This window comes from Agrobacterium leguminum, from assembly GCF_005144435.2.
Classification (GTDB): Bacteria; Pseudomonadota; Alphaproteobacteria; order Rhizobiales; family Rhizobiaceae; genus Agrobacterium; species Agrobacterium leguminum.
Window position 1 is genome coordinate 2,801,810 of record NZ_CP120211.1, and the last position, 20,829, is coordinate 2,822,638.

At 60.6% G+C, this 20,829-nt stretch carries 18 protein-coding genes and 1 other RNA gene; 4 read left to right on the forward strand and 15 right to left on the reverse strand.

The annotated features are described in order from the left end of the window. Positions 1-97: 97 nt before the first annotated feature. The 8 genes from pnp to rimP form a co-directional block, all read right to left on the reverse strand. The gene (pnp, locus tag CFBP4996_RS13385) at positions 98-2,245 is read right to left on the reverse strand and encodes a polyribonucleotide nucleotidyltransferase (RefSeq protein WP_080852890.1); all 2,148 of its coding nucleotides are present in this window, start codon (positions 2,243-2,245) and stop codon (positions 98-100) included. A 276-nt stretch (positions 2,246-2,521) separates the two neighbouring features. After that, positions 2,522-2,791, reverse strand: coding sequence for a 30S ribosomal protein S15 (gene rpsO / locus CFBP4996_RS13390; RefSeq protein ID WP_004439050.1), 270 nt, complete (start codon positions 2,789-2,791; stop codon positions 2,522-2,524). Positions 2,792-3,016: 225 nt separating this feature from the next. Continuing rightward, complete coding sequence (truB, locus tag CFBP4996_RS13395) at positions 3,017-3,964, reverse strand: tRNA pseudouridine(55) synthase TruB (RefSeq protein WP_080852889.1); 948 nt, start codon at positions 3,962-3,964, stop codon at positions 3,017-3,019. A 3-nt stretch (positions 3,965-3,967) separates the two neighbouring features. Further along, positions 3,968-4,384, reverse strand: coding sequence for a 30S ribosome-binding factor RbfA (gene rbfA, locus CFBP4996_RS13400; protein ID WP_080852888.1), 417 nt, complete (start codon positions 4,382-4,384; stop codon positions 3,968-3,970). A 274-nt stretch (positions 4,385-4,658) separates the two neighbouring features. Next, positions 4,659-7,397 carry a translation initiation factor IF-2 gene (gene infB / locus CFBP4996_RS13405; protein ID WP_080852887.1) on the reverse strand — a complete coding sequence of 913 codons (2,739 nt, stop codon included), beginning with the start codon at positions 7,395-7,397 and terminating at the stop codon, positions 4,659-4,661. 102 nt (positions 7,398-7,499) lie between these two features. Then, complete coding sequence (locus CFBP4996_RS13410; protein ID WP_080852886.1) at positions 7,500-8,201, reverse strand: RNA-binding protein; 702 nt, start codon at positions 8,199-8,201, stop codon at positions 7,500-7,502. After that, the gene (gene nusA, locus CFBP4996_RS13415) at positions 8,198-9,814 is read right to left on the reverse strand and encodes a transcription termination factor NusA (RefSeq protein WP_059758923.1); all 1,617 of its coding nucleotides are present in this window, start codon (positions 9,812-9,814) and stop codon (positions 8,198-8,200) included. Before nusA ends, CFBP4996_RS13410 begins: the two co-directional genes overlap by 4 nt. 64 nt (positions 9,815-9,878) lie before the next feature. Further along, positions 9,879-10,475, reverse strand: a complete 597-nt coding sequence (gene rimP, locus CFBP4996_RS13420; RefSeq protein WP_059758925.1) for a ribosome maturation factor RimP — start codon at positions 10,473-10,475, stop codon at positions 9,879-9,881. A gap of 286 nt (positions 10,476-10,761) precedes the next feature. Between rimP and CFBP4996_RS13425 the strand changes: the two genes are divergently transcribed. Next, positions 10,762-12,390 carry an MFS transporter gene (locus CFBP4996_RS13425; RefSeq protein WP_003524308.1) on the forward strand — a complete coding sequence of 543 codons (1,629 nt, stop codon included), beginning with the start codon at positions 10,762-10,764 and terminating at the stop codon, positions 12,388-12,390. Positions 12,391-12,576: 186 nt separating this feature from the next. Here CFBP4996_RS13425 and CFBP4996_RS13430 read toward each other — a convergent pair whose 3' ends face one another. Both CFBP4996_RS13430 and recR read right to left on the reverse strand, forming a co-directional pair. Beyond that, entirely contained in the window at positions 12,577-13,842 is a 1,266-nt protein-coding gene (locus CFBP4996_RS13430; RefSeq protein WP_080852885.1) for a lytic murein transglycosylase, read from the reverse strand. 34 nt (positions 13,843-13,876) lie between these two features. Further along, on the reverse strand, positions 13,877-14,482 hold the full coding sequence (recR, locus tag CFBP4996_RS13435) for a recombination mediator RecR (RefSeq protein WP_080852884.1): 606 nt from the start codon (positions 14,480-14,482) through the stop codon (positions 13,877-13,879). 37 nt (positions 14,483-14,519) lie between these two features. Here recR and CFBP4996_RS13440 point away from each other — a divergent pair, with 37 nt between their 5' ends. After that, positions 14,520-15,155, forward strand: a complete 636-nt coding sequence (locus CFBP4996_RS13440) for an MOSC domain-containing protein (protein WP_162935952.1) — start codon at positions 14,520-14,522, stop codon at positions 15,153-15,155. A 57-nt stretch (positions 15,156-15,212) separates the two neighbouring features. Here CFBP4996_RS13440 and CFBP4996_RS13445 read toward each other — a convergent pair whose 3' ends face one another. The 3 genes from CFBP4996_RS13445 to ffs all read right to left on the reverse strand — a co-directional run bounded on the left by CFBP4996_RS13445 (position 15,213) and on the right by ffs (position 17,612). Continuing rightward, entirely contained in the window at positions 15,213-15,536 is a 324-nt protein-coding gene (locus CFBP4996_RS13445; protein WP_003507179.1) for a YbaB/EbfC family nucleoid-associated protein, read from the reverse strand. Positions 15,537-15,560: 24 nt separating this feature from the next. Then, positions 15,561-17,435: a DNA polymerase III subunit gamma/tau gene (locus CFBP4996_RS13450; protein ID WP_080852883.1), complete on the reverse strand. Its 1,875-nt coding sequence runs from the start codon at positions 17,433-17,435 to the stop codon at positions 15,561-15,563. 80 nt (positions 17,436-17,515) lie between these two features. After that, positions 17,516-17,612, reverse strand: an RNA gene (gene ffs, locus CFBP4996_RS13455) — signal recognition particle sRNA small type. Positions 17,613-17,677: 65 nt separating this feature from the next. Between ffs and CFBP4996_RS13460 the strand changes: the two genes are divergently transcribed. Next, entirely contained in the window at positions 17,678-18,106 is a 429-nt protein-coding gene (locus tag CFBP4996_RS13460; protein ID WP_065654787.1) for an HIT domain-containing protein, read from the forward strand. Continuing rightward, the gene (nudC, locus tag CFBP4996_RS13465) at positions 18,106-19,068 is read left to right on the forward strand and encodes an NAD(+) diphosphatase (RefSeq protein ID WP_080852882.1); all 963 of its coding nucleotides are present in this window, start codon (positions 18,106-18,108) and stop codon (positions 19,066-19,068) included. The genes CFBP4996_RS13460 and nudC overlap by 1 nt, the downstream gene beginning before the upstream one ends. A 15-nt stretch (positions 19,069-19,083) precedes the next feature. On the opposite strand, the gene CFBP4996_RS13470 is transcribed toward nudC, so the two are convergent. Beyond that, complete coding sequence (locus tag CFBP4996_RS13470) at positions 19,084-19,947, reverse strand: prephenate dehydratase (RefSeq protein ID WP_003524315.1); 864 nt, start codon at positions 19,945-19,947, stop codon at positions 19,084-19,086. Positions 19,948-19,958: 11 nt separating this feature from the next. Next, positions 19,959-20,714 carry a 3-deoxy-manno-octulosonate cytidylyltransferase gene (locus CFBP4996_RS13475; protein ID WP_080852881.1) on the reverse strand — a complete coding sequence of 252 codons (756 nt, stop codon included), beginning with the start codon at positions 20,712-20,714 and terminating at the stop codon, positions 19,959-19,961. Between the last annotated feature and the right edge of the window lie 115 nt (positions 20,715-20,829).

Here is a 20,829-nt window from a genome sequence, read left to right on the forward strand (position 1 = left end):
AAAGTGGAAACCGGTTTTCCCGAAAAAGCAAACGATAACAAAACGAAAAAAAGGCGCGGGCAAAACCCGCGCCTCGATAGGGTCTGGCGGCGCGGCCTTATTCGGCAGCGGCTTCGCCGTCTTCCCTCTTCTTGTCGGCAGCGACTTCCTTGCCGGTTGCCTGGTCGACAACCTTCATGGACAGGCGAACCTTGCCACGCTCGTCGAAGCCCATCAGCTTCACCCAGACCTTGTCGCCTTCCTTGACGACGTCAGAGGTCTTGGCGACACGCTCGGAAGCGAGCTGCGAGATGTGGACGAGGCCGTCACGGGCGCCGAAGAAGTTGACGAAAGCGCCGAAGTCAGCGGTCTTCACAACCGTGCCTTCGTAGATCTGGCCGACTTCAGGTTCCGCAACGATGGAGTGGATCCACTTGCGGGCCGCTTCGATTTCCTTGCCGGAAGAAGACGCGATCTTGACGGTGCCGTCGTCTTCGATGTTGATCTTCGCGCCGGTCTTTTCGACGATTTCGCGAATGACCTTGCCGCCGGAACCGATGACTTCACGGATCTTGTCGACCGGAATGTTCATCACTTCGATGCGCGGTGCGAATTCGCCGAGCTGGCTGCGGCTCTCGGTGATGGCATTGGCCATTTCGCCGAGGATGTGCTTGCGGCCACCCTGAGCCTGCTCCAGAGCGATCTTCATGATCTCTTCGGTGATACCGGCGATCTTGATGTCCATCTGCAGCGAGGTGATGCCGTCGGCCGTACCCGCAACCTTAAAGTCCATGTCGCCGAGGTGGTCTTCGTCACCGAGGATGTCGGAGAGAACCGCAAAGCGCTCGCCTTCGAGGATGAGGCCCATGGCGATACCGGCAACCGGCTTGGCCAGCGGAACGCCGGCGTCCATCAGTGCGAGCGAGGTGCCGCAAACGGTTGCCATCGACGAGGAGCCGTTGGACTCGGTGATTTCGGAAACGACGCGTAGCGTGTAGGGGAACTGTTCCGCAGTCGGCAGCATCGGGCGGATAGCGCGCCATGCGAGCTTGCCGTGACCGATTTCGCGACGGCCCGGGGAACCCATGCGGCCTGTTTCGCCGACCGAGTAGGGCGGGAAGTTGTAGTGCAGCAGGAAGCGTTCCTTGTACATGCCGGTGAGGCTGTCGACATACTGCTCGTCTTCGCCGGTGCCGAGGGTCGCAACGACGATCGCCTGGGTTTCACCGCGGGTGAACAGTGCCGAACCGTGGGTGCGCGGCAGAAGGCCAACTTCCGAGATGATCGGACGAACGGTCGACAGGTCGCGGCCATCGATACGGCTCTTGGTGTCGAGAACGTTCCAGCGAACGATCTTCGCCTGAAGGTGCTTGAAGACAGCGCCGATTTCTTCCGGCGTGTACTTGGCTTCGCCTTCTTCCGGCAGGAAGTGTGCCTTCACCTTCGCCTTAACGGCGTCGACGGCGGCGTAGCGGGCTGCCTTTTCGGTGATCTTGTAGGCATCGCGCAGTTCGGCTTCGGCGAGCGCCAGCATTTCGTTTTCGAGCGCGGAGAAATCCTCCGGTTCGAATTCGCGCGGTTCCTTGGCGGCAACTTCGGCGAGCTTGATGATCGCGTCGATAACCGGCTGGAAGCCCTTGTGACCGAACATGACGGCGCCGAGCATGACGTCTTCGTTGAGTTCCTTGGCTTCGGATTCAACCATCAGAACGGCGTCGGAGGTACCGGCGACAACCAGGTCGAGCGTGGATTCTTCCATCTCGTCCAGATGCGGGTTCAGAACGTATTCACCGTTGATGTAGCCAACGCGTGCGCCGCCGATCGGACCCATGAACGGAATGCCGGAAAGGGTCAGCGCAGCCGAAGTGGCGACCATCGACAGAATGTCCGGGTTGTTTTCCAGATCGTGCTGGATAACGGTGACGACAACCTGCGTGTCGTTCTTGTAGCCCTCAGGGAAAAGCGGGCGGATCGGGCGGTCGATCAGGCGCGAAACCAGCGTTTCGTTTTCGCTCGGACGGCCTTCGCGCTTGAAATAACCGCCGGGGATCTTGCCGGCTGCGTAGGTCTTTTCCTGATAGTTGACGGTCAGCGGAAAGAAGTCCTGACCGGGCTTCGGAGACTTTGCGGAAACCACGGTCGCGAGAACCATCGTCTCGCCGTAGGTTGCGATGACGGCGCCGTCAGCCTGACGGGCAACCTTGCCGGTCTCGAGCTTCAGCGGGCGGCCTGCCCATTCGATTTCCACGGAGTGTTGATTGAACATATCTTGTCCTTGGTTGTGGCTGCCCGCTCCGGCGTCGTACCGGCGGAAGCAGCGCTGTGACTCAATCACGGGCAAGACAGCGGGAGGCTTCCCAAAGAAGCATCCGGCAATCCTGCCCCATGACAGGTCTGCGGTTGAAAAAGGCGGCACCGGCCCATCCGGGTCACCCTTATCGTCCGGGGCCACATTTGCGGCGAACGCCCGGAAATTTCTTTGGCCTCAAAGGCCGGATATAAAAACCGGCGGGCATCGTTGCGAAACCCGCCGGAGAAGTTATTAGCGGCGAATGCCGAGAGCACCGATCAGCTTGGTGTAACGGGCTTCGTCCTTCTTCTTCAGATAGTCGAGAAGCGAACGACGGCTCGAAACCAGCGTCAGAAGGCCACGACGGGAGTGGTTGTCCTTCTTGTGGTCCTTGAAGTGACCGGTCAGGTTGTTGATCCGCTCGGTGAGGATTGCGACCTGAACTTCCGGCGAACCGGTGTCGCCTTCCTTCGTGGCATATTCCTTGATGAGGGCGGCTTTGCGCTCTGCAGTAATCGACATCGGACGATCCTTTCTGTTTTAAGGAAAAATGGGACGCCTAAAGCCGGGATGTCGTCCAGCTCAGGCCATTCAGCAGCATAGGCAAAGCCCAAGCTGGCGCTGCCTATAAACTATTCCGGGTGCAATTGAAAGAGGCGATTGACAGCGCCTCCTTGAGCGTTTCCAGGAAAAGTGCGAAGCGGTTTTCCGTCCGGAAACGCGTAAAACAAATAGATAGAGCCCGTTTCAGCCGAAAACACGCTTCGGCCGGAATTCGCCTTCGCCGATTTCGCCGATGGCGACGAGCTTGCCATGCGCAGTGGCATAGGCTTCCGGATGGTTGGCCGGTGCATCGCGCCCGCGCAGCAGGATGGGGTTGCCCATCTTCAGCCGGTGTGCCTGGTCGTCGTTGATGATGAGGCGGGGAAGGGCGGAAAGCGCCTCGGCCGTGTCGATCAGGAAGGCATCCAGCGCCTCCAGTCGCTCGTCGCGATCCTCCACGGCTTCCAGCGCCGTCAAGGTTTCGAGCGGCACCATCATATCTTCGCCGAAGGGGGCGACCATGGTGCGGCGCAGTTCCGAAATATGGCCGAAGCAGCCGAGATCGCGGCCCATGTCGCGCGCCAGTGCCCGTACATAAGTACCCTTGCCGCATTCCACTTCGAAATGCGCGGTGTTGGCGTCCGGACAGGCAAGCAGCGTCAGGCGATGGATTTCCACCTCACGCGCGGGAATTTCCACCGTCTCGCCGTCGCGCGCCAGATCATAGGCGCGCTCGCCGGCGATCTTGATGGCGGAAAATTGCGGCGGTGTCTGGAGGATCACGCCGGTATAATTGGGCAGGATATCGCGGATTGCCTGTTCGTCCGGGCGCGCTTCGGAGGATTCGACCACCTCGCCTTCCAGATCGTCGGTCGAGCGCTGCTCACCCCAGGTCACGGTGAATTCGTAGATTTTCCGGCCGTCCATGACATAGGGGACGGTCTTGGTGGCGTCGCCAAGCGCGATCGGCAGCATGCCGGAAGCAAGCGGATCGAGCGTGCCGGCATGGCCCGCCTTCTGGGCATTGAACAGCCACTTGATCTTGGAAACGGCCTCGGTGGAGCCGAAATCCAGCGGCTTGTCGAGAATGAGCCAACCGGAAATCGGACGGCCCTTGGGTTTGCGGTTCTGCTGTTTGCGTGGTTTGGACATGCTTCAGTTCTGTTCGTCGTCTTTTTCGTTCGAAGGTCCAAGATCGCGCTGCACCTCCGGTGACCGCAGGAGTGCGTCGATCTTCTGGTAGTTGTCGAAACTCGTATCGTCGCGGAAACGCAGTTCCGGCATGTATTTCATCTGCCGAAGCTGGGGCCCGAGACGGCCGCGGATGAACTTGGCATGACGATTGAGTGCATCGATGGTGCCGGTGTGATCGGCAACGCCAAGCGGCGTTACGTAGGCTGTCGCGATCTTCAAATCGGGCGACATACGCACTTCCGAGATTGAAATGACGGTCTTTTCAATAAGATCGTCGCGAACTTCGCCGCGTTGCAGGATTTGCGTCACGGCCGCGCGAACCTGTTCGCCGACGCGCAGCATACGCTGCGAAGGAGCCGATGATGTTGCTTTTGCCATTTCTTTTGCCCCTGCACATTTCCCCCCAATCTTTTCGGACGAGGAGGGTGTGTGCAAATCTAGCGCATAGGTCCGAAAATCGAAATCTATTTCCGATGCGAACGATGCGCAGTTTCAAAGTGTTAGAGCGTCCGGACTGCGTCTGAAACGACCAGCGGCGCTCTGGTGTTACGGCGACCTTTGCACGCTTCGAGTGATTGAGGGCGCTATAAAGAATCGAGCGCCGGCTTGCCGGCGCCCAATTGCGATTTTTATGTACGTTTCAACCGGACGCTTAGAGCGTTCTGGTGATGTGCTCGACGCGGAAGCACTCGATGGTGTCGCCGGCGCGGATGTCTTCGTAGTTTTCGAAGGCCATACCGCATTCCTGACCGACCGGCACTTCTGCCACTTCGTCCTTGAAGCGCTTGAGGGTCTTGAGTTTGCCTTCGTGGATGACGACGTTGTCGCGTACCAGACGCACACCCGCACCACGTTCCACCTTGCCTTCGACGACGCGGCAACCCGCGACTTTGCCGACCTTGGTGATGTTGAACACCTCGAGGATTTCCGCGTTGCCGAGGAAGGTCTCGCGACGCTCCGGCGACAGCAGGCCCGACATCGCTGCCTTCACGTCATCCACCAGATCGTAGATGATGTTGTAGTAGCGGATCTCTATGCCGGCGCGTTCGGAAGCCGTACGTGCCTGTGCGTTGGCGCGAACGTTGAAGCCGATGATCGCGGCGTTGGATGCCTCGGCAAGCGAGATATCCGATTCCGTGATGGCGCCAGCGCCCGAGTGAACGATACGAGCGCGGACTTCATCGGTGCCGAGCTTGTCGAGCGAAGCGATAATGGCTTCGACCGAACCCTGCACGTCTGCCTTGATGACCAGCGGGAATTCCTTCATTCCCGAAGTCTGCAGCTGGCTCATCATCTGTTCCAGCGAACCGCGCTGGCCCGTCTGACGTGCGACAGCCTTGTCGCGTGCCAGACGCTGGCGGTACTCGGAAATCTCGCGAGCACGGCTTTCGTTTTCGACAACCGCGAAACGGTCACCGGCAGACGGCGTACCGGAAAGACCGAGAATCTCGACAGGCATGGCCGGACCGGCTTCCTTGACGTGTTCACCCTTGTCGTTTACGAGGGCGCGAACGCGGCCCCACTGGTCGCCGGCCACGATGATCTGACCAGGCTTCAGCGTACCCTTCTGCACGAGAACTGTGGCGACGGCACCACGGCCGCGGTCGAGTTCCGCTTCGATGACGGTACCTTCTGCGGTACGGTTCGGATCTGCCTTGAGGTCGAGAATTTCAGCCTGCAGCAGGATCGCTTCAAGCAGCTTGTCGAGACCGAGCTGTTTCTTGGCGGAGACTTCCACGTCAAGCACTTCACCGCCCATGGATTCCACGAACACTTCGTGCTGCAGGAGCTGCTGGCGAACCTTTTCGGGGTTTGCCTCGTGCTTGTCGATCTTGTTGATCGCAACGACGATCGGAACACCGGCCGCCTTGGCATGGTTGATGGACTCGATCGTCTGCGGCATCACGCTGTCGTCTGCGGCGACCACCAGAACGGCGATATCCGTCGCCTGCGCACCGCGGGCACGCATGGCCGTGAAGGCGGCGTGGCCGGGGGTGTCGATGAAGGTGATCTTCTGGCCGTTCTTTTCGACCTGATACGCACCGATATGCTGGGTGATGCCACCGGCTTCGCCTGCGACCACATTCGCCTGACGGATGGCGTCGAGCAGCGAGGTCTTGCCGTGGTCGACGTGGCCCATGATCGTGACAACCGGCGGACGCGGCAGCATTTCGCCTTCGTCGTCTGCCTGGTTGAAGATGCCTTCTTCCACGTCGGATTCGGAAACGCGCTTGACGGTGTGGCCGAATTCGACGGCGATCAGTTCCGCCAGATCGGCGTCGATCACGTCGCCCGGCTTCATCATCTGGCCTTCCTTCATCAGGAACTTGATGACGTCGACGGCGCGTTCGGACATGCGCTGCGACAGTTCCTGAATGGTGATGGTTTCCGGCAGGATCACTTCGCGCATGACCTTTTCACGGGTCTCCTGCATCTGGCTGCGGCGGAATTTTTCCTGACGGCGGCGCATGGATGCCATGGAGCGTCCGCGCGGCGTGCCGTCTTCATCCAGGTTGGACGAGGTGACGGTCAGCTTGCCGCGACGGCGTTCTTCTTCCGTCTTCAGGCGGGCAGCCGGCTTTGCCGGTGCAGGTGCGGCGACCTTGCCACGGACCGGCAGGTTGCCACGGCGTGCACCGCGATCGTCCTCGTCGTCGCCATCGGTACGGCGTCCGCGCGGAGCAGCGGTTTCGGGAGTTGTGCGAGCAGGGGCGGCAGCGGCGGGCTGAGGACGAGCCTCGGCGCGCGGCACGGGCTGGGCGGCTGCAGCCGGCTTTTCATCGACCGGTTCCGGCTTTGCTTCCACGGCGGGCTGGCTTGCGGCCAGCTTGGCGGCTGCGGCCTCTTCGACGGCACGGCGTGCGGCCTCTTCCTTTTCGGCGGCGATGCGGCGCTCTTCTTCCACCTTGCGGCGCGCTTCGTCTTCAGCACGCTGCTTGGCTTCGATCACGTCGCGGGCCTGTGCTTCCATCAGCGCACGGCGGCGGGCTTCCATCTCGCCTGCCGACAGGTCGTGCAGGACGTTGCCGCGCGGACGCTCAGGCTGGCGCTGCTGCGGTGCGGACGAGCCGGAACGCTGCTGCGGCTGGGAGGAACCCGGACGCTGCTGCTGGCCGCTGGGCTGGTGGATGCGCTGCTGCGGCGCCTGCGGACGCGGTGCTGCCGCGGGGGCAGGAGCGGCCGGCTTCGGAGCGGGCGCTGCAACCGAATGAACCTGCTTCTCGTCTTCAGGACGCATGGGGCGGCGCTTGCGTGTTTCCACGACAACCGCGTTCGTGCGACCTCGACCCATATCCTGCCGCACGGTGCCCTGATTCATCCCGCCCGGCTTGAGGGTGAGAGTCTTCTTAGGCTGTGCGTTAAGTGTCTTGTCGTCGTTGTTGTCGGTCATTCCGTTCCCGTTCCTTCGGACGAGAACCGGATGACGTTCATCAGGTCTCGTCGTTCAATTGCTGCATCGGAACGCGGCGACCGTTCATATCGGGCAACCGCGTCATTGTTCTGTCCGGGCAGCGTCGCGTTCCGCCTGAGATCGACCGCCAAGGCGGTACCGCTCAAGCATCGTTGCGCGCTTCACTACACCCTCACCCGCCTGCCCTGCAAGCGCGCAGGCATGGATAAAAGCATTCTGGCCCATCAACTCGTCCATTTCGGCGCCGCTAAAGAGCCGGAAGGACGGAATTTCATTGCCGGCATCGCTGCCGAGCGCCCAGGCCTTGCGGGCCTGGTCCAGTTTTCTCACGCCGTCTGCCGCAGCATCGGTCGCGTGGAACACGGCAATCGCATTCCCCGAACGGACGGCGGCGTCGACTTTCATCGCGCCGCTGATGAACTGGCCCGCCTTGCGCGCCATGTTCATCATGCCTGCAAGCTGCTGCGCCATCAGCCGGTCGAGAAGAGCAAGAAGCTCCGGCCCGGCCTTGACGTCGCGTTTGAGAGCCCGTGCGAAGAGCTTCTTCGCGACGGCTTTCTCGATCAGGGCGCGCTCGGGTGTTACCCAGCAGCCGCGCCCCGGCAATTGGCGTTTCAGATCCGGAACGACGCTGCCGTCCGGCCCTGCGACGAAGCGGATCAGCTCATCGGGCGATCCGCTTTGCCGTGTCACAATGCACATACGTCCATTGACGTCGCCCTTGAGCCGCCCGTCATCATCCGTTTCGGGCAGCTCATCCGGCTCATGCGCCTGCGATATCATTCCTGTTCGGCGGTATCCGCCTCCTCGGCAGCCTCAGGATCGGCTTCCTCTGCGGAAGCAAGCTCCTCGGCGGTGATCCAGCCTGCCAGAAGACGGGCCTGCACCACCATGTTCTCGGCTTCGACGCGCGAAACATCGAGCTTGGAGAAGATGCCTTCGAACTTCTTGGTCTCGCCGTCCTTGCGCTCGCTCCAGCCGACCAGGTCGTCCGCCGCGCAACCGGCAAAATCCTCAATGGTCTTGATGCCGTCTTCACCCAGCGCCACCATCATCTGCGAGGTCAGGCCGTCAATCTGGCGCAACTCGTCGGAAACGCCGAGTTCCTTGCGCTTGGCGTCCATTTCGGCTTCCAGGCGCTCCAGATATTCGCGGGCGCGGGTCTGGATTTCATCGGCGGTGTCTTCATCGAAACCGTCGATCGAGGAAATTTCGTCGAGATCGACATAGGCCAGTTCTTCGACCTGCGCGAAGCCTTCGGAGGCCAAAACCTGACCGACCATCTCGTCGACGTCGAGGGCTTCCATGAACAGGGCCGTGCGCTCGTTGAATTCCTTCTGGCGGCGCTCGGATTCTTCCTGCTCGGTCATGATGTCGATATCCCAGCCAGTCAGCTGCGATGCCAGACGCACGTTCTGGCCGCGGCGGCCGATGGCGAGCGACAGCTGCTCGTCCGGAACCACCACTTCGATGCGCTCGGATTCTTCATCCAGAACGACCTTGGCGACTTCCGCCGGCTGCAGGGCGTTGACAATGAAGGAGGCCGGTTCCTGGCTCCACGGAATGATGTCGATCTTTTCGCCCTGGAGTTCACCGACAACGGCCTGCACGCGCGAACCGCGCATACCGACGCAGGCGCCGACTGGATCGATGGACGAGTCGTTGGAGATGACGGCGATCTTGGCGCGCGAACCCGGGTCACGGGCAACCGACTTGATCTGGATGATGCCGTCGTAGATTTCCGGAACTTCCATGGTGAAGAGCTTCACCATGAACTGCGGATGGGTACGCGACAGGAAAATCTGCGGGCCGCGCTGTTCGCGGCGAACGTCGTAGACGTAAGCGCGCACGCGGTCGCCGTAACGCATGTTTTCCCGCGGGATCATCTCGTCACGACGGATGATGCCTTCGCCACGGCCGAGATCGACGATGACATTGCCATATTCGACGCGCTTGACGGTGCCGTTGACGATTTCGCCGATGCGGTCCTTGAACTCGTCATACTGGCGGTCACGCTCGGCTTCGCGCACCTTCTGCACGATGACCTGCTTGGCGGATTGGGCGGCGATGCGGCCGAAATCCATCGGCGGCAGCGGATCGGCGATGAAGTCGCCGAGCTTGGCGTCCGGGTTGCGGTCGCGGGCCAGCTCCAGCGGGATCTGGGTCGAATAATCCTCAGCGGCCTCGACAACTTCCAGAAGACGCTGCAGGCGGATTTCGCCGGTCTTGGAGTTGATGTCGGCGCGGATGTTGGTTTCCGAACCATAGCGCGAGCGGGCGGCTTTCTGGATAGCGTCGGCCATTGCGGCAAGCACGATTTCGCGGTCGATGACCTTTTCGCGCGCCACAGCATCGGCGATCTGCAGAAGCTCAAGCCGGTTAGCACTCACTGCCATTTTTCTATCTCCGTAAGTCGCATGATTGCGGGGTTCGCCCTTGTTTCCGGGCTTTACGTTGGAATTAGTCTTCGTCTGCTTCGTTTTCGTCGTTCTGGTTTGCGGCGGCGGCCTTGGCCGCCTTGTCCGCCCGCAGCGCATCACGAATAAGATCGTCCGTCAGAATGAGCTTCGCATCCGAAAGCGCGCTGAACGGAATGATGACTGTCGGTTCCTCGCCATAGGCGATCTGGTCGCGTTCCAGCTTGAAGCCGTCCGCATTGACCTCGACGATCTTGCCGCGAAACCGCTTGCGGTTCTCGACCAGAATGGAGGTTTCGACCTTCACCAGATGACCCTGCCAGCGGGTGAAATCCGATTTGCGAACCATCGGCCGGTCGATGCCGGGCGAGGAAACTTCGAGATGATACGCTTTATCGACCGGATCTTCCACATCAAGAACCGGTGAAATCGCCATGGAGACGGCTTCGCAGTCCTCGACGGTCATGGTGCCGTCTTCGCGCTCGGCCATGATCTGCAGGGTCATGCCGTTCTGGTTTGAGAGCCGCACGCGCACCAGAAGATATCCCATGCCCGTCAAAACAGGCTCGATGATCTCGGCAATACGCTGGTCGATGCCCGTTTCGGTTATCAGTCGCGGTTCATGTGCGGTGTCTGCCATCTGGCCTTCCGGTCTTTGATGTTCACCGGGCCTTCTGCCCGTGGTTTCCGGTTCGCCTAACGAAAAAGAGCGGAGCCTTGCGGCCCCACTCTTCATCAAGCGATCAAGAATTTCAGGGCTCATATAGACCCATCGGGGCAGGATTGCAAGGTTTTCGCGGGCGTCTGCGTTTCAGTGACGGCTCGGCCACATTTTCACCCTTACCATGTCGGAAAGGCTGGCATGATTGCCGGCACTGTCTATAGTTGCCGTTTGACAAATCGCAGTTGCATCAAGTGGACAGAGCGTGCCTGACCGTAAATCGCCACTCGCGCCTTTAAGGCATTTGACTTACAGACGAATCTGGATCGCCAGCCTTGCCTCGAATTTCGGCGGACTGATCCAGGCGGTGGGCGCCGCATGGATGATGACGTCGCTTTCAAGTTCGGAAAACATGATCGCGCTGGTGCAGGCCTCCACCTCTTTGCCGATCATGCTGTTCTCGCTGATTTCAGGCGCACTGGCCGATAGTTTCGACCGCCGCCGCATCATGATTTCGGCGCAGCTTTTGATGCTGACGGCCTCCGTGCTGCTGACGGTTTTTGCCTGGTCCGGCTGGCTCACGCCGTGGCTTCTGCTCTTCTTCACCTTCATGATCGGCTGCGGCACGGCGCTCAACAATCCGTCCTGGCAGGCCTCCGTCGGCGAAATGGTGCCGCGCGAGGATTTGCCCGCCGCCGTGACGCTGAACAGCGTCGGCTTCAACATCACCCGCAGCGTCGGCCCGGCCATCGGCGGCATCATCGTCGCTGCCGCCGGTGCAGCTGCCGCGTTTTTCGTGAATGCGCTGAGCTATTTCACGCTGATCTACGCCCTGTTTCGCTGGCAGCCGCCCAAATATGCCTCGACCCTGCCACGCGAGCAGCTTCTGGCCGCCATTTCGGCCGGCATGCGTTATGTGGCGATGTCGCCCAACATCGGCAAGGTGCTGGTGCGCGGCTTCCTTTTCGGCCTTTCCGCCAGCGCCATCCTTGCCTTGATGCCCATCGTCGCCCGCGATCTGGTCGAAGGCGGCCCCTTAACCTACGGCGTCATGCTGGGTGCATTCGGCGTCGGCGCCATTGGCGGTGCCCTGATCAGCGCCAGATTGCGCGAGGTGCTGTCCAGCGAATGGATCGTGCGCGTCGCATTTCTAGGCTTCGCCTTCAGCGCTGGCGTAACAGCGGTGAGCACGAGTGCGATCGTCACGTCGCTGGTGCTGACCGTTGCCGGCGCCTGCTGGGTTCTGGCGCTGTCGCTCTTCAACACCATCGTCCAGCTCTCCACCCCGCGCTGGGTGGTTGGCCGGGCGCTCTCGCTCTACCAGACGCTCACCTTCGGTGGCATTGCGGTCGGTAGCTGGCTGTGGGGCGAGCTGGCGGAAGATTACGGCATTTCCTATTCGCTGCTCTGTTCGTGCGCGCTGATGTTGCTCGGCGTCGTCGTCGGCCTCAAGCTCGCCATGCCAGCCTTCGCTTCGCTCAACCTCGATCCGCTCAACCGTTTCGTGGAGCCGCCGCTGAGGCTGGATATCAAGCCGCGCAGCGGCCCCATCGCCATCCTCATCGACTATGAAATCCACGACGAGGACCTCGGCGAATTCCTGCCGCTGATGGCCGAGCGCCGCCGTATCCGCATCCGGGACGGTGCCCGCAACTGGAACCTGATGCGTGATCTGGAAAACCCCGATATCTGGACCGAAAGCTACCATGTGCCGACCTGGGTGGAATATGTCCGCCACAACCACCGCCGCACCCAGGCGGATGCGGAAGCCTGGGACCGGCTGCTCGAGCTTCATCGCGGCAAGACACGGCCACGCGTGCACCGGATGATCGAGCGGCAGACCATTCCGCCGACCGACGATATCTTCCACAAGCCCCATACCGATCAGCATTGAGAGGCTGGGAGAGGCAGAAACGGGTCAGGTAAAAAGGCTGTTGATGGCCCTTGCCATAACCCTCGACGTCATCCTCGGGCTTGTCCCGAGGATCCAACCACGTATCGTTAAATCAATCGGTTGCAAATGCTCGGGACAAGCCCGAGCATGACGACGGAGAGGTTTTCCGACGTCGCCCGTAACGTGCTATTTCAGCTTAGCCTTCAGGCTTGCATCTGGAAAACACGTCGGTGAAAGCCCGTTTTTCGCCTGCCAGTCCCCGAGCGAGCGGCGCGTCTTGAAACCGGCCAGCCCATCTGCCTTGCCGACATCGTAACCTTTGGCCACCAGCGCCTTCTGCATGGCGAGAACATCCGAGCGCAGCATGGATCCGACATTACCCCATTCACCCTTGAACGGGCCCGCCCCATGGGCGATGCGGTCGGCGAGATTGCCGATGAACAGCGCATAGAGATCGGAATTGTTATATTCCTTGATGACGTAGAAATTCGGCGTCACCACGAATTCCGGCCCGTGCCGTCCGGCCGGCACCAGCATCATGCCATCGGCGGATAGGTCATTGGACGGAAAGGCTTTTCCGGAAATGCGGGTAATGCCCATCTTCGCCCAGTCGGCCACCGGCCGGGCAAGATCAGGTCCTTCCTGCGCGCAGGAGACATTGGCCGGGATCGAGACTTCGAAACCCCAGTCGCGATTGCGCTGCCAGCCGCGCTGGGAAAGATAGTTCGCTATGGATGCCAGCGCATCCGGCACGGAATTCCAGATATCGCGATGGCCGTCGCCATCGAAATCCACGGCATATTTGAGATAGCTCGACGGCATGAATTGCGGCTGGCCGAGCGCGCCGGCCCAGGAGCCCATCATGCGCGAGGCTGCGATATCGCCGCTTTCGACGATCTTCAGCGCATCGATCAGCTCGGTGCGGAACATCTCCTTGCGGGTGGACATATAGGCTTTCGTGGCCAGCACATCGACCACGGAATGCGGCAGTTTCGCTCGGCCAAAACCGGATTCGCGGCCCCAGATCGCAACGACGATATCGCCGGGCACGCCGTATTTCGCCTCGATCCTGCGCAGCGTCGCCGCATGGGTGGCGGCAAGCGAGCGGCCGGTGCCCGCCAATCCCTGCAGCCGTTTTTCGGAGAAATAGGCCCCCGGCGAGGAAAATTCCGCCTGACTCTGGCTCTGTTCTTTCGGGGGCTTCTGGCCGGGAATGACGAGATCAGGCAGGTTCCAGCTGATGGAAAGACCGCTGAGCGTGGCCTCAAGTGTTTTCTGCGAAATGCCGGCCTTGCGGGCTTCAGGCCAGATTTCCTTTTTCAGCCAGACGTTAAATTCGGCGTCGTATCGGGCTGCGGCTGCACCTGTCGGTGCCGACTGCGCAAAAGCCGTCGTTGCTGAAAAAACGGAAAGAAGTGCAGCCAGTGCCTTCGGGGCAAAATGGTTTCGCATTCGGTCTCCTCTTTGAATGACGGGGAGGGAGGCTTCAGATCGACGTGCGGGCCCTGAGTGCCGCCGTTAACGTGCCCTCGTCGAGATAATCGAGCTCACCGCCCACCGGCACGCCATGCGCAAGCCGGGTGATCTTGATGTCGAGACCGGAAAGGCGGTCGGTAATGTAATGGGCGGTCGCCTGTCCTTCCACCGTCGCATTGACAGCGATGATGAGCTCGCGGATGCCACCGACGCTGACGCGGTCGATCAGGCCCTTGATGTTCAAATCCTCCGGACCGACGCCATCGAGCGGCGAGAGCGTGCCGCCCAGCACATGATAGGCGGTGTTCATCGCGCCCGTCCGCTCCAGCGCCCAAAGATCCGACACGTCTTCCACCACGATGATGACCGACTGGTCGCGTCGCTCGTCGGTGCAGACAGTGCAGGGGTCGATTGTATCGACATTGCCGCAGCAGGAGCAGATCTTCACCTTGTCATAGGCCTCGCCCATCGCATGGCCCAGCGGCCCAAGAAGCTGTTCCTTCTTCTTGATGAGATGCAACGCCGCCCGCCGCGCCGAGCGGGGGCCAAGCCCCGGCACTTTTGCCAGAAGCTGGATCAGTTTTTCGATTTCGGGACCGGTGACTCGTTTTGCCATGAGCGTTTTCTACTGCATAAATCGGGAAACGGGAATCATGAAGCGCAAAGGGCAGTCCATGAAAATACGGGCGGTGTGCCGGGGCGAGGCGAAAAGCCTGCCGGGAAAGACGATGAAGACGGGTATTTTCAAGCATCCCGTCCACGGCCCGGTCATGGTGGATGCCGAAGGTATCGTCAGCGATGCCGTCTGCAATCGCAAACACCACGGCGGGCCGGATCAGGCGATTTACGTCATGGGGTCCGTCGATCTCGACTTCTGGTCCCGCTCTCTGGGCTTTGTCGTCGAACCCGGATTTTTCGGCGAAAACCTCGTGCTGGAGGGGGTCGACAGCGCAAAACTCCATGTCGGCGACAGGTTCTCGGCCAGCGAAGTCGTGCTGGAGGTAACCGCCGCCCGCATTCCCTGCGCCACCCTGTCAGCCCGCATCGGCTATCCGGACTTCGGACCGCGCTTCCGGCAGGCGGGCCAGCCGGGTTTTTATTGCCGGGTGCTGAAAGGCGGAATGCTCGCCGCCGGGGAGGATATCGCCTTCGCACCCTATCAGGGAACGAAACTGCCGATACCGACTATTCTACAGCGCTTCCGTCCCATGCAGCTCGACATGGCTGAACGCGCGGCCTATCTCGAAACGCCGCTTGCAAGCCGGTTCCGCGCGATGCTGGAAGCCTAGACCCTGTCTTGACGCGAGGACGGCGTGCATCACGCCATCCTCTTCGGTCGGATTATATCAGAACGGGAACTTCATGCCGGGCGGCAGCGGCAGACCCGCGGTCAGGCCGGCCATCTTTTCCTGCGCCTGTGCTTCGCCCTTTTCCTTGGCGTCCTTGTGGGCAGCCACGATCAGGTCTTCGAGGATTTCCACCTCGTCTTCCTTGAACAGCGAAGGATCGATTTTCAGGCCGCGCATTTCGCCCTTGCCGTTGAGAATGACGGTCACAAGACCACCGCCGGCCCTGCCTTCGACTTCAAGGGCGGCGATTTCTTCCTGCACCTTCTCCATCTTGGACTGCATTTCCTTGACCTTGCCCATCATGCCCATGATGTCACGCATGTGCCAATCTCCTGTTCTTTTTGTTTAAAACTCGATGTCGTCGCCGGGAAGGATGTCGCCTTCGCTCGATTCTGCAACCGATGGCGGCGCGATCTCTTCAGCCTCCTCCTGTGCGGCGGCGCGGATGCGCACGTCGGTGATTTTTGCACCGGGAAACTGCGCCAGAATGGCGGCAACGTCAGGATCCTGACGCGCATCGACAAGACGGGCGTCGCGGGCATTGCCTTCCGCTTCAACAAGGGTCGGCTCGCCCTGTTCCTTGCTGAGGCTGACGATCCAGTGGATACCGGTCCATTCCTTGAGCTTGACGCCAAGCTCACCCGGCAGAGAGCCCGGCGCGCCTTCGCCGAGGCGCATATCAAGCCGGCCGGGCTCCAGCCGCACCATCCGCACAAAGTTTCGCACCTTCGCCCGCATGACGGGATCGCGGTTCTTCTGGCAGAGATCGGCAATATCCTGCACCGAAGTGACGGGAACCTTCGGCTCCGGCCGCTCTTCGGTTTTCGGTGCCGCGACCTGCATCTCCTGCGGGCGGCTGTCCGGAACGGCGCGCAGCACGGCGGAGGTCTGCGGTGTTGTCTGGCGCTGGGCGGGAAGATCGACAGGTCTTCCCGCGGCCACGGCCTGTCCCGACGAATAGGCGCGGGCACCGCCGCCATTGCCGCCGCCCGAAGGTCCGCCATTGGCGTAACCGCCGTCACCGTTCGAAAGCTCCGCCAAGCGCCGCGCGGCATCTTCAGGTGCGGGCAGATTGGCGGCGTGCGAAAGCCGGATCAGCACCATTTCGGCCGCACCGGCCGGGCGCGAAGCATTTTCCGTTTCCGGAATGCCTTTCAGCAGCATCTGCCAGATGCGCGAAAGCGCGGTTACCGCAATCGTCTCGGCAAATTCCGCGCCGCGCACGCGCTCGATCTCGGAAAGCGAGGGGTCTTCCGCCGCGTCAGGCACATATTTCATGCGGGTGACGAGATGGGTGAAATCGGCAAGATCGTTCAATACGACGACAGGGTTTGCGCCCGCCTCATATTGCCCGTTGAATTCCGAAAGGGCGGCGGCGACATCGCCTTTGACGACATGCTGGAAAAGATCGACGATACGTGCACGGTCGGCAAGGCCGAGCATGCCGCGCACCGCTTCGGCCTCCACGCGGCCTCCACCATGGGCAATCGCCTGATCGAGCAGGGAAAGGCCGTCACGCGCAGAACCTTCGGCAGCGCGGGCAATCATCGAAAGCGCCTGCGGATCGGCTTCGAAACCTTCCTTGCCGGCAATGGCGGTGAACAGGCCGACCAGATCGGCGGCGCTGATGCGGCGCAGATCGAAACGCTGGCACCGCGACAGAACGGTGATCGGAACCTTGCGGATTTCGGTGGTTGCAAAGATGAATTTCACATGCTCCGGCGGCTCTTCCAACGTCTTCAGAAGACCGTTGAAAGCCTGCGTCGAGAGCATGTGCACTTCATCGATGATATAGACTTTATAGCGTGCCGAAACCGGACGGTAACGCACCTGTTCGATGATCTCGCGAATATCGTCGATACCGGTATGGGAGGCGGCATCCATCTCGATCACGTCGACATGCCGGCCTTCCATGATCGCCTGACAATGTTCGCCGGGGATACGCAGGTCGATGGTCGGCTTGTCGATGGTGTCGGTCTTGTAATTCAGCGCGCGGGCGAGAATGCGGGCCGTGGTCGTCTTTCCCACACCGCGAACGCCGGTCAGCATATAGGCCTGCGCGATGCGGCCGGTCTCGAAGGCGTTGGTCAGCGTGCGGACCATCGGCTCCTGGCCGACCATCAGATCGGAAAAATCCTTGGGGCGATATTTGCGCGCCAGTACCCGATAGCCGGTCCCGACCTGGGATTCGCTTGATGTGGTGGGTACGGTGTCGCTCATTGCCTCGCCAGTTTGTTTTGCCAGTTGTCTTGGGGCGCTGAACTGGCCCGGCGAAAGCTGAGCACGTCTTTTAAAAAAGGGTGGGAGGCTGGCACGGCGACCCGTGCCGGGCTCGTTAGGGCTGCTTCCTTCCGGACCTGACCCGGTTGGCGAGTGGCTCGTCCACCACCAACCTCCCGGGGCCACATATCGGCAATATCGAAAGCAAATGCAAGCCAAGCCTTCAAAAAACTGCTATCACAATGAAAACAAACATGGAGGACACCTTGGAGACATTCCGGCTGGATGACAGACTGGCGCGCGACAGCGTGCTTGTGACGCGTTTGGGACTATGTGAACTGCGTTTGCAAAACGACAACCGCTGGCCCTGGCTGGTGCTCGTGCCGCAGCGAGACGGCGTCAGCGAATTGTTCGATCTCACCCCGCTTGATCAGGCCGTGCTGACATTCGAGACCAATCTCGTCGCGTCTGCCTTGAAAGAAATCACCGGAGCCACCAAGATCAATGTCGGTGCTTTGGGCAATATCGTCCGGCAGCTTCATGTCCACATTATCGCCCGCAATGAAGGCGACACCTGCTGGCCGGGTCCCATCTGGGGTCACGGAACGCCTGTGCCCTATGCCGCGGGCGAAAAGGAAAGTTTGATGAAAAAAATCTCCGGCGCGCTCTGATGATTTCCATGAAAATTTTTGAAACCACTGCCCCCCATCCCGAAGCAAGCCTGCTGACAGCCTTTTCCAAGAACGCCCTCGACCGTTTCGCCGAAAAACGGTCGGAAGAGTGCGTTGCCGACGCGCTGAAAATCGATGGCACCCATATTTTCGCTTTCTCGGGCAACCGACTTGTCCTGAAGCATGACGAGCAGGTCATCGACCCCCTGTTTTCCGCCTATGAGCTGGCCGAACTGCAGCCGGATTTCGACAATGCCGTGCTGCTCGGATATCGCGAAACCGGCGAGCCGAGAATTGCGGTGCCGGTTGCCGTTGCCGAGGATCAGCTGGCAAGTCACTACAAGCTTGCTGACGCCCGTACTCTTTATCGCGACCATCTTCTCGATGAGGAATTGCTGAGCGAGGTTGCCCAGGCCGTCAGCCTCACCCACTGGAACGCCGACAATCGATTTTGCGGTAAGTGCGGTGGCACCATGGAGCTGCGCATCGGCGGCTACAAGCGTATCTGCGCCGCCTGCAATCACACGATTTTTCCCCGCACCGATCCCGTCGTCATCATGATGACGATCGATATCGAGCGTGATCTTTGCCTGCTTGGCCGCGGTGCGCATTTTGCACCGGGCATGTATTCGTGCCTCGCCGGTTTTGTGGAGCCGGGCGAAACCATCGAGCAGGCCGTACGCCGCGAAACGCATGAGGAATCCGGCGTCGAGATCGGCCGCGTGCGTTATCACGCGTCGCAGCCCTGGCCGATGCCGCATACGCTGATGATTGGCTGTTATGCCGAGGCACTGTCTTTCGATATTGCCCGCGATGAGATCGAACTGGAGGATTGCCGCTGGTTCACACGGGCGGAAGTCGCCAAGATGCTGGAGACGGCAACGGGTGAGGGCTTTTCCGCGCCTCCCGGTGGCGCCATCGCGCATCGGCTGATGCGCGACTGGGTGGAATGGACGAAATAATCGCGTTCGGCAGGCTCAACCCTGGTTGAGCTTGCCGCGCATCGCATGGCCCTTGTAGACGCCGAGAATGCGGACTTTTTCGGAGAAGAAGCGCAGCTCGTCCAGCGCATGCCGCACCGGCTCGTCATCGGGGTGGCCTTCGATATCGGCATAAAACTGCGTCGCCACGAATTTGCCGCCGAGCTGGTAGCTTTCGAGCTTCGTCATGTTGATGCCGTTGGTCGCAAAGCCGCCCATGGCCTTGTAGAGCGCGGCCGGAATATTGCGGACATTGAAGACAAAGGTGGTGACGACGATTTCGTCGCTCGACTGACGCTTGGCCCAGTTTTCATCGCGGGAAAGCACAACGAAACGCGTCACGTTGTTTTCCGAATCCTCGACGTTTTCAGCGAGAATATCGAGGCCGTAGAGATTGGCGGCAAGGCGCGGCGCAAGCGCCGCCATGCTGCGGTCGCCCTTTTCTGACACCAGTCTCGCGGAGCCCGCCGTATCGCCGGCGATGACGGGCTTCCAGCCGTTGGAACGGATGATTTTCCGGCACTGGCCAAGCGCGTGAATGTGGCTGTGGACGGTGCGGATCTCGTCCTTCTTCACGCCCGGCATCACCATCAACTGGAAGCGGATCGGCATGAAATATTCGCCGATGATGTGCAGGCGCGATTCTGGCAACAGGTGATGAATATCCGCAACGCGGCCGGCCAGCGTGTTTTCAATCGGGATCATGCCGAGATCGGCTTCGCCATTTTCAATGGCGTTGAAGGCATCCTCGAATGTCGGGCACGGCAAAGGCTCCATATCCGGGAACATGTCGCGGCAGGCCATATCGGAATTCGCGCCGAATTCGCCCTGGAAGGCAATGCGATTTGTGCTCAAGGTCATGGGACTGTCCGTTAGAGGGTTCTGCTTGCGAGAATTTTGCGGGCTTTTTCCAGATCGTGCGGCGTATCGACCCCGAGCGGCACGGAACTGACGATTTCGGCGTCGATGCGCATCCCCGCTTCCAGCGCGCGCAGCTGTTCCAGCCGCTCGCGTTTTTCCAGCGGCGAGGGCGGCAGGCTCACGAATGTCTCCAGCGCGGCGCGGCGATAGGTATAAAGTCCGATGTGATGATAAAGCGGGCCATCGCCATAAGGGGCGGTGGTGCGGGTAAAATAAAGCGTGCGCAATCGCGACTCGGAAAGCGGGCTGCCCACCACTTTCACCACGTTCGGATTGGTTTTTTCTTCCTCGTCGGTGATTTCGACCGTCAGTGTCGCAATATCGACGGCGGCATTTTCCAGTGGACGCAACGAAGCGCGGATCGTCTCCGCTTCGATGGTCGGAAGATCGCCCTGGACATTGATGACATATTCCGCCTTGCCATAGGGGTCGGCCTTTTGCAGCGCTTCGAAAATGCGGTCCGAGCCGGACTGGTGGTCGTCGCGCGTCATCATCACGTCGAAACCGGCATTTTTGACGGCCGAAAACACCTGTTCGTCGTCGACGGCTACAACGATTCGCTCTGCGCCGGCCTCGCGTGCGCGCAGCGCCACCTGCACGATCATCGGCTTGCCGCCGATGTCGGCGAGCGGCTTGCCCGGCAGGCGCGTGGATGCCATCCGCGCCGGTATGAGGACGACAGCTTTCTCGAAATCCCGATTCTTCATCCGACACCCTTCAAATCCCGCCCGAAAAGTGTCAAAACGTCACGGTGTGGGGAGCATTATTCAAGTTGCGCAGGCTGTGCAAAAGCCATAGCTTTCGAGCAATTTCAAGATGCCC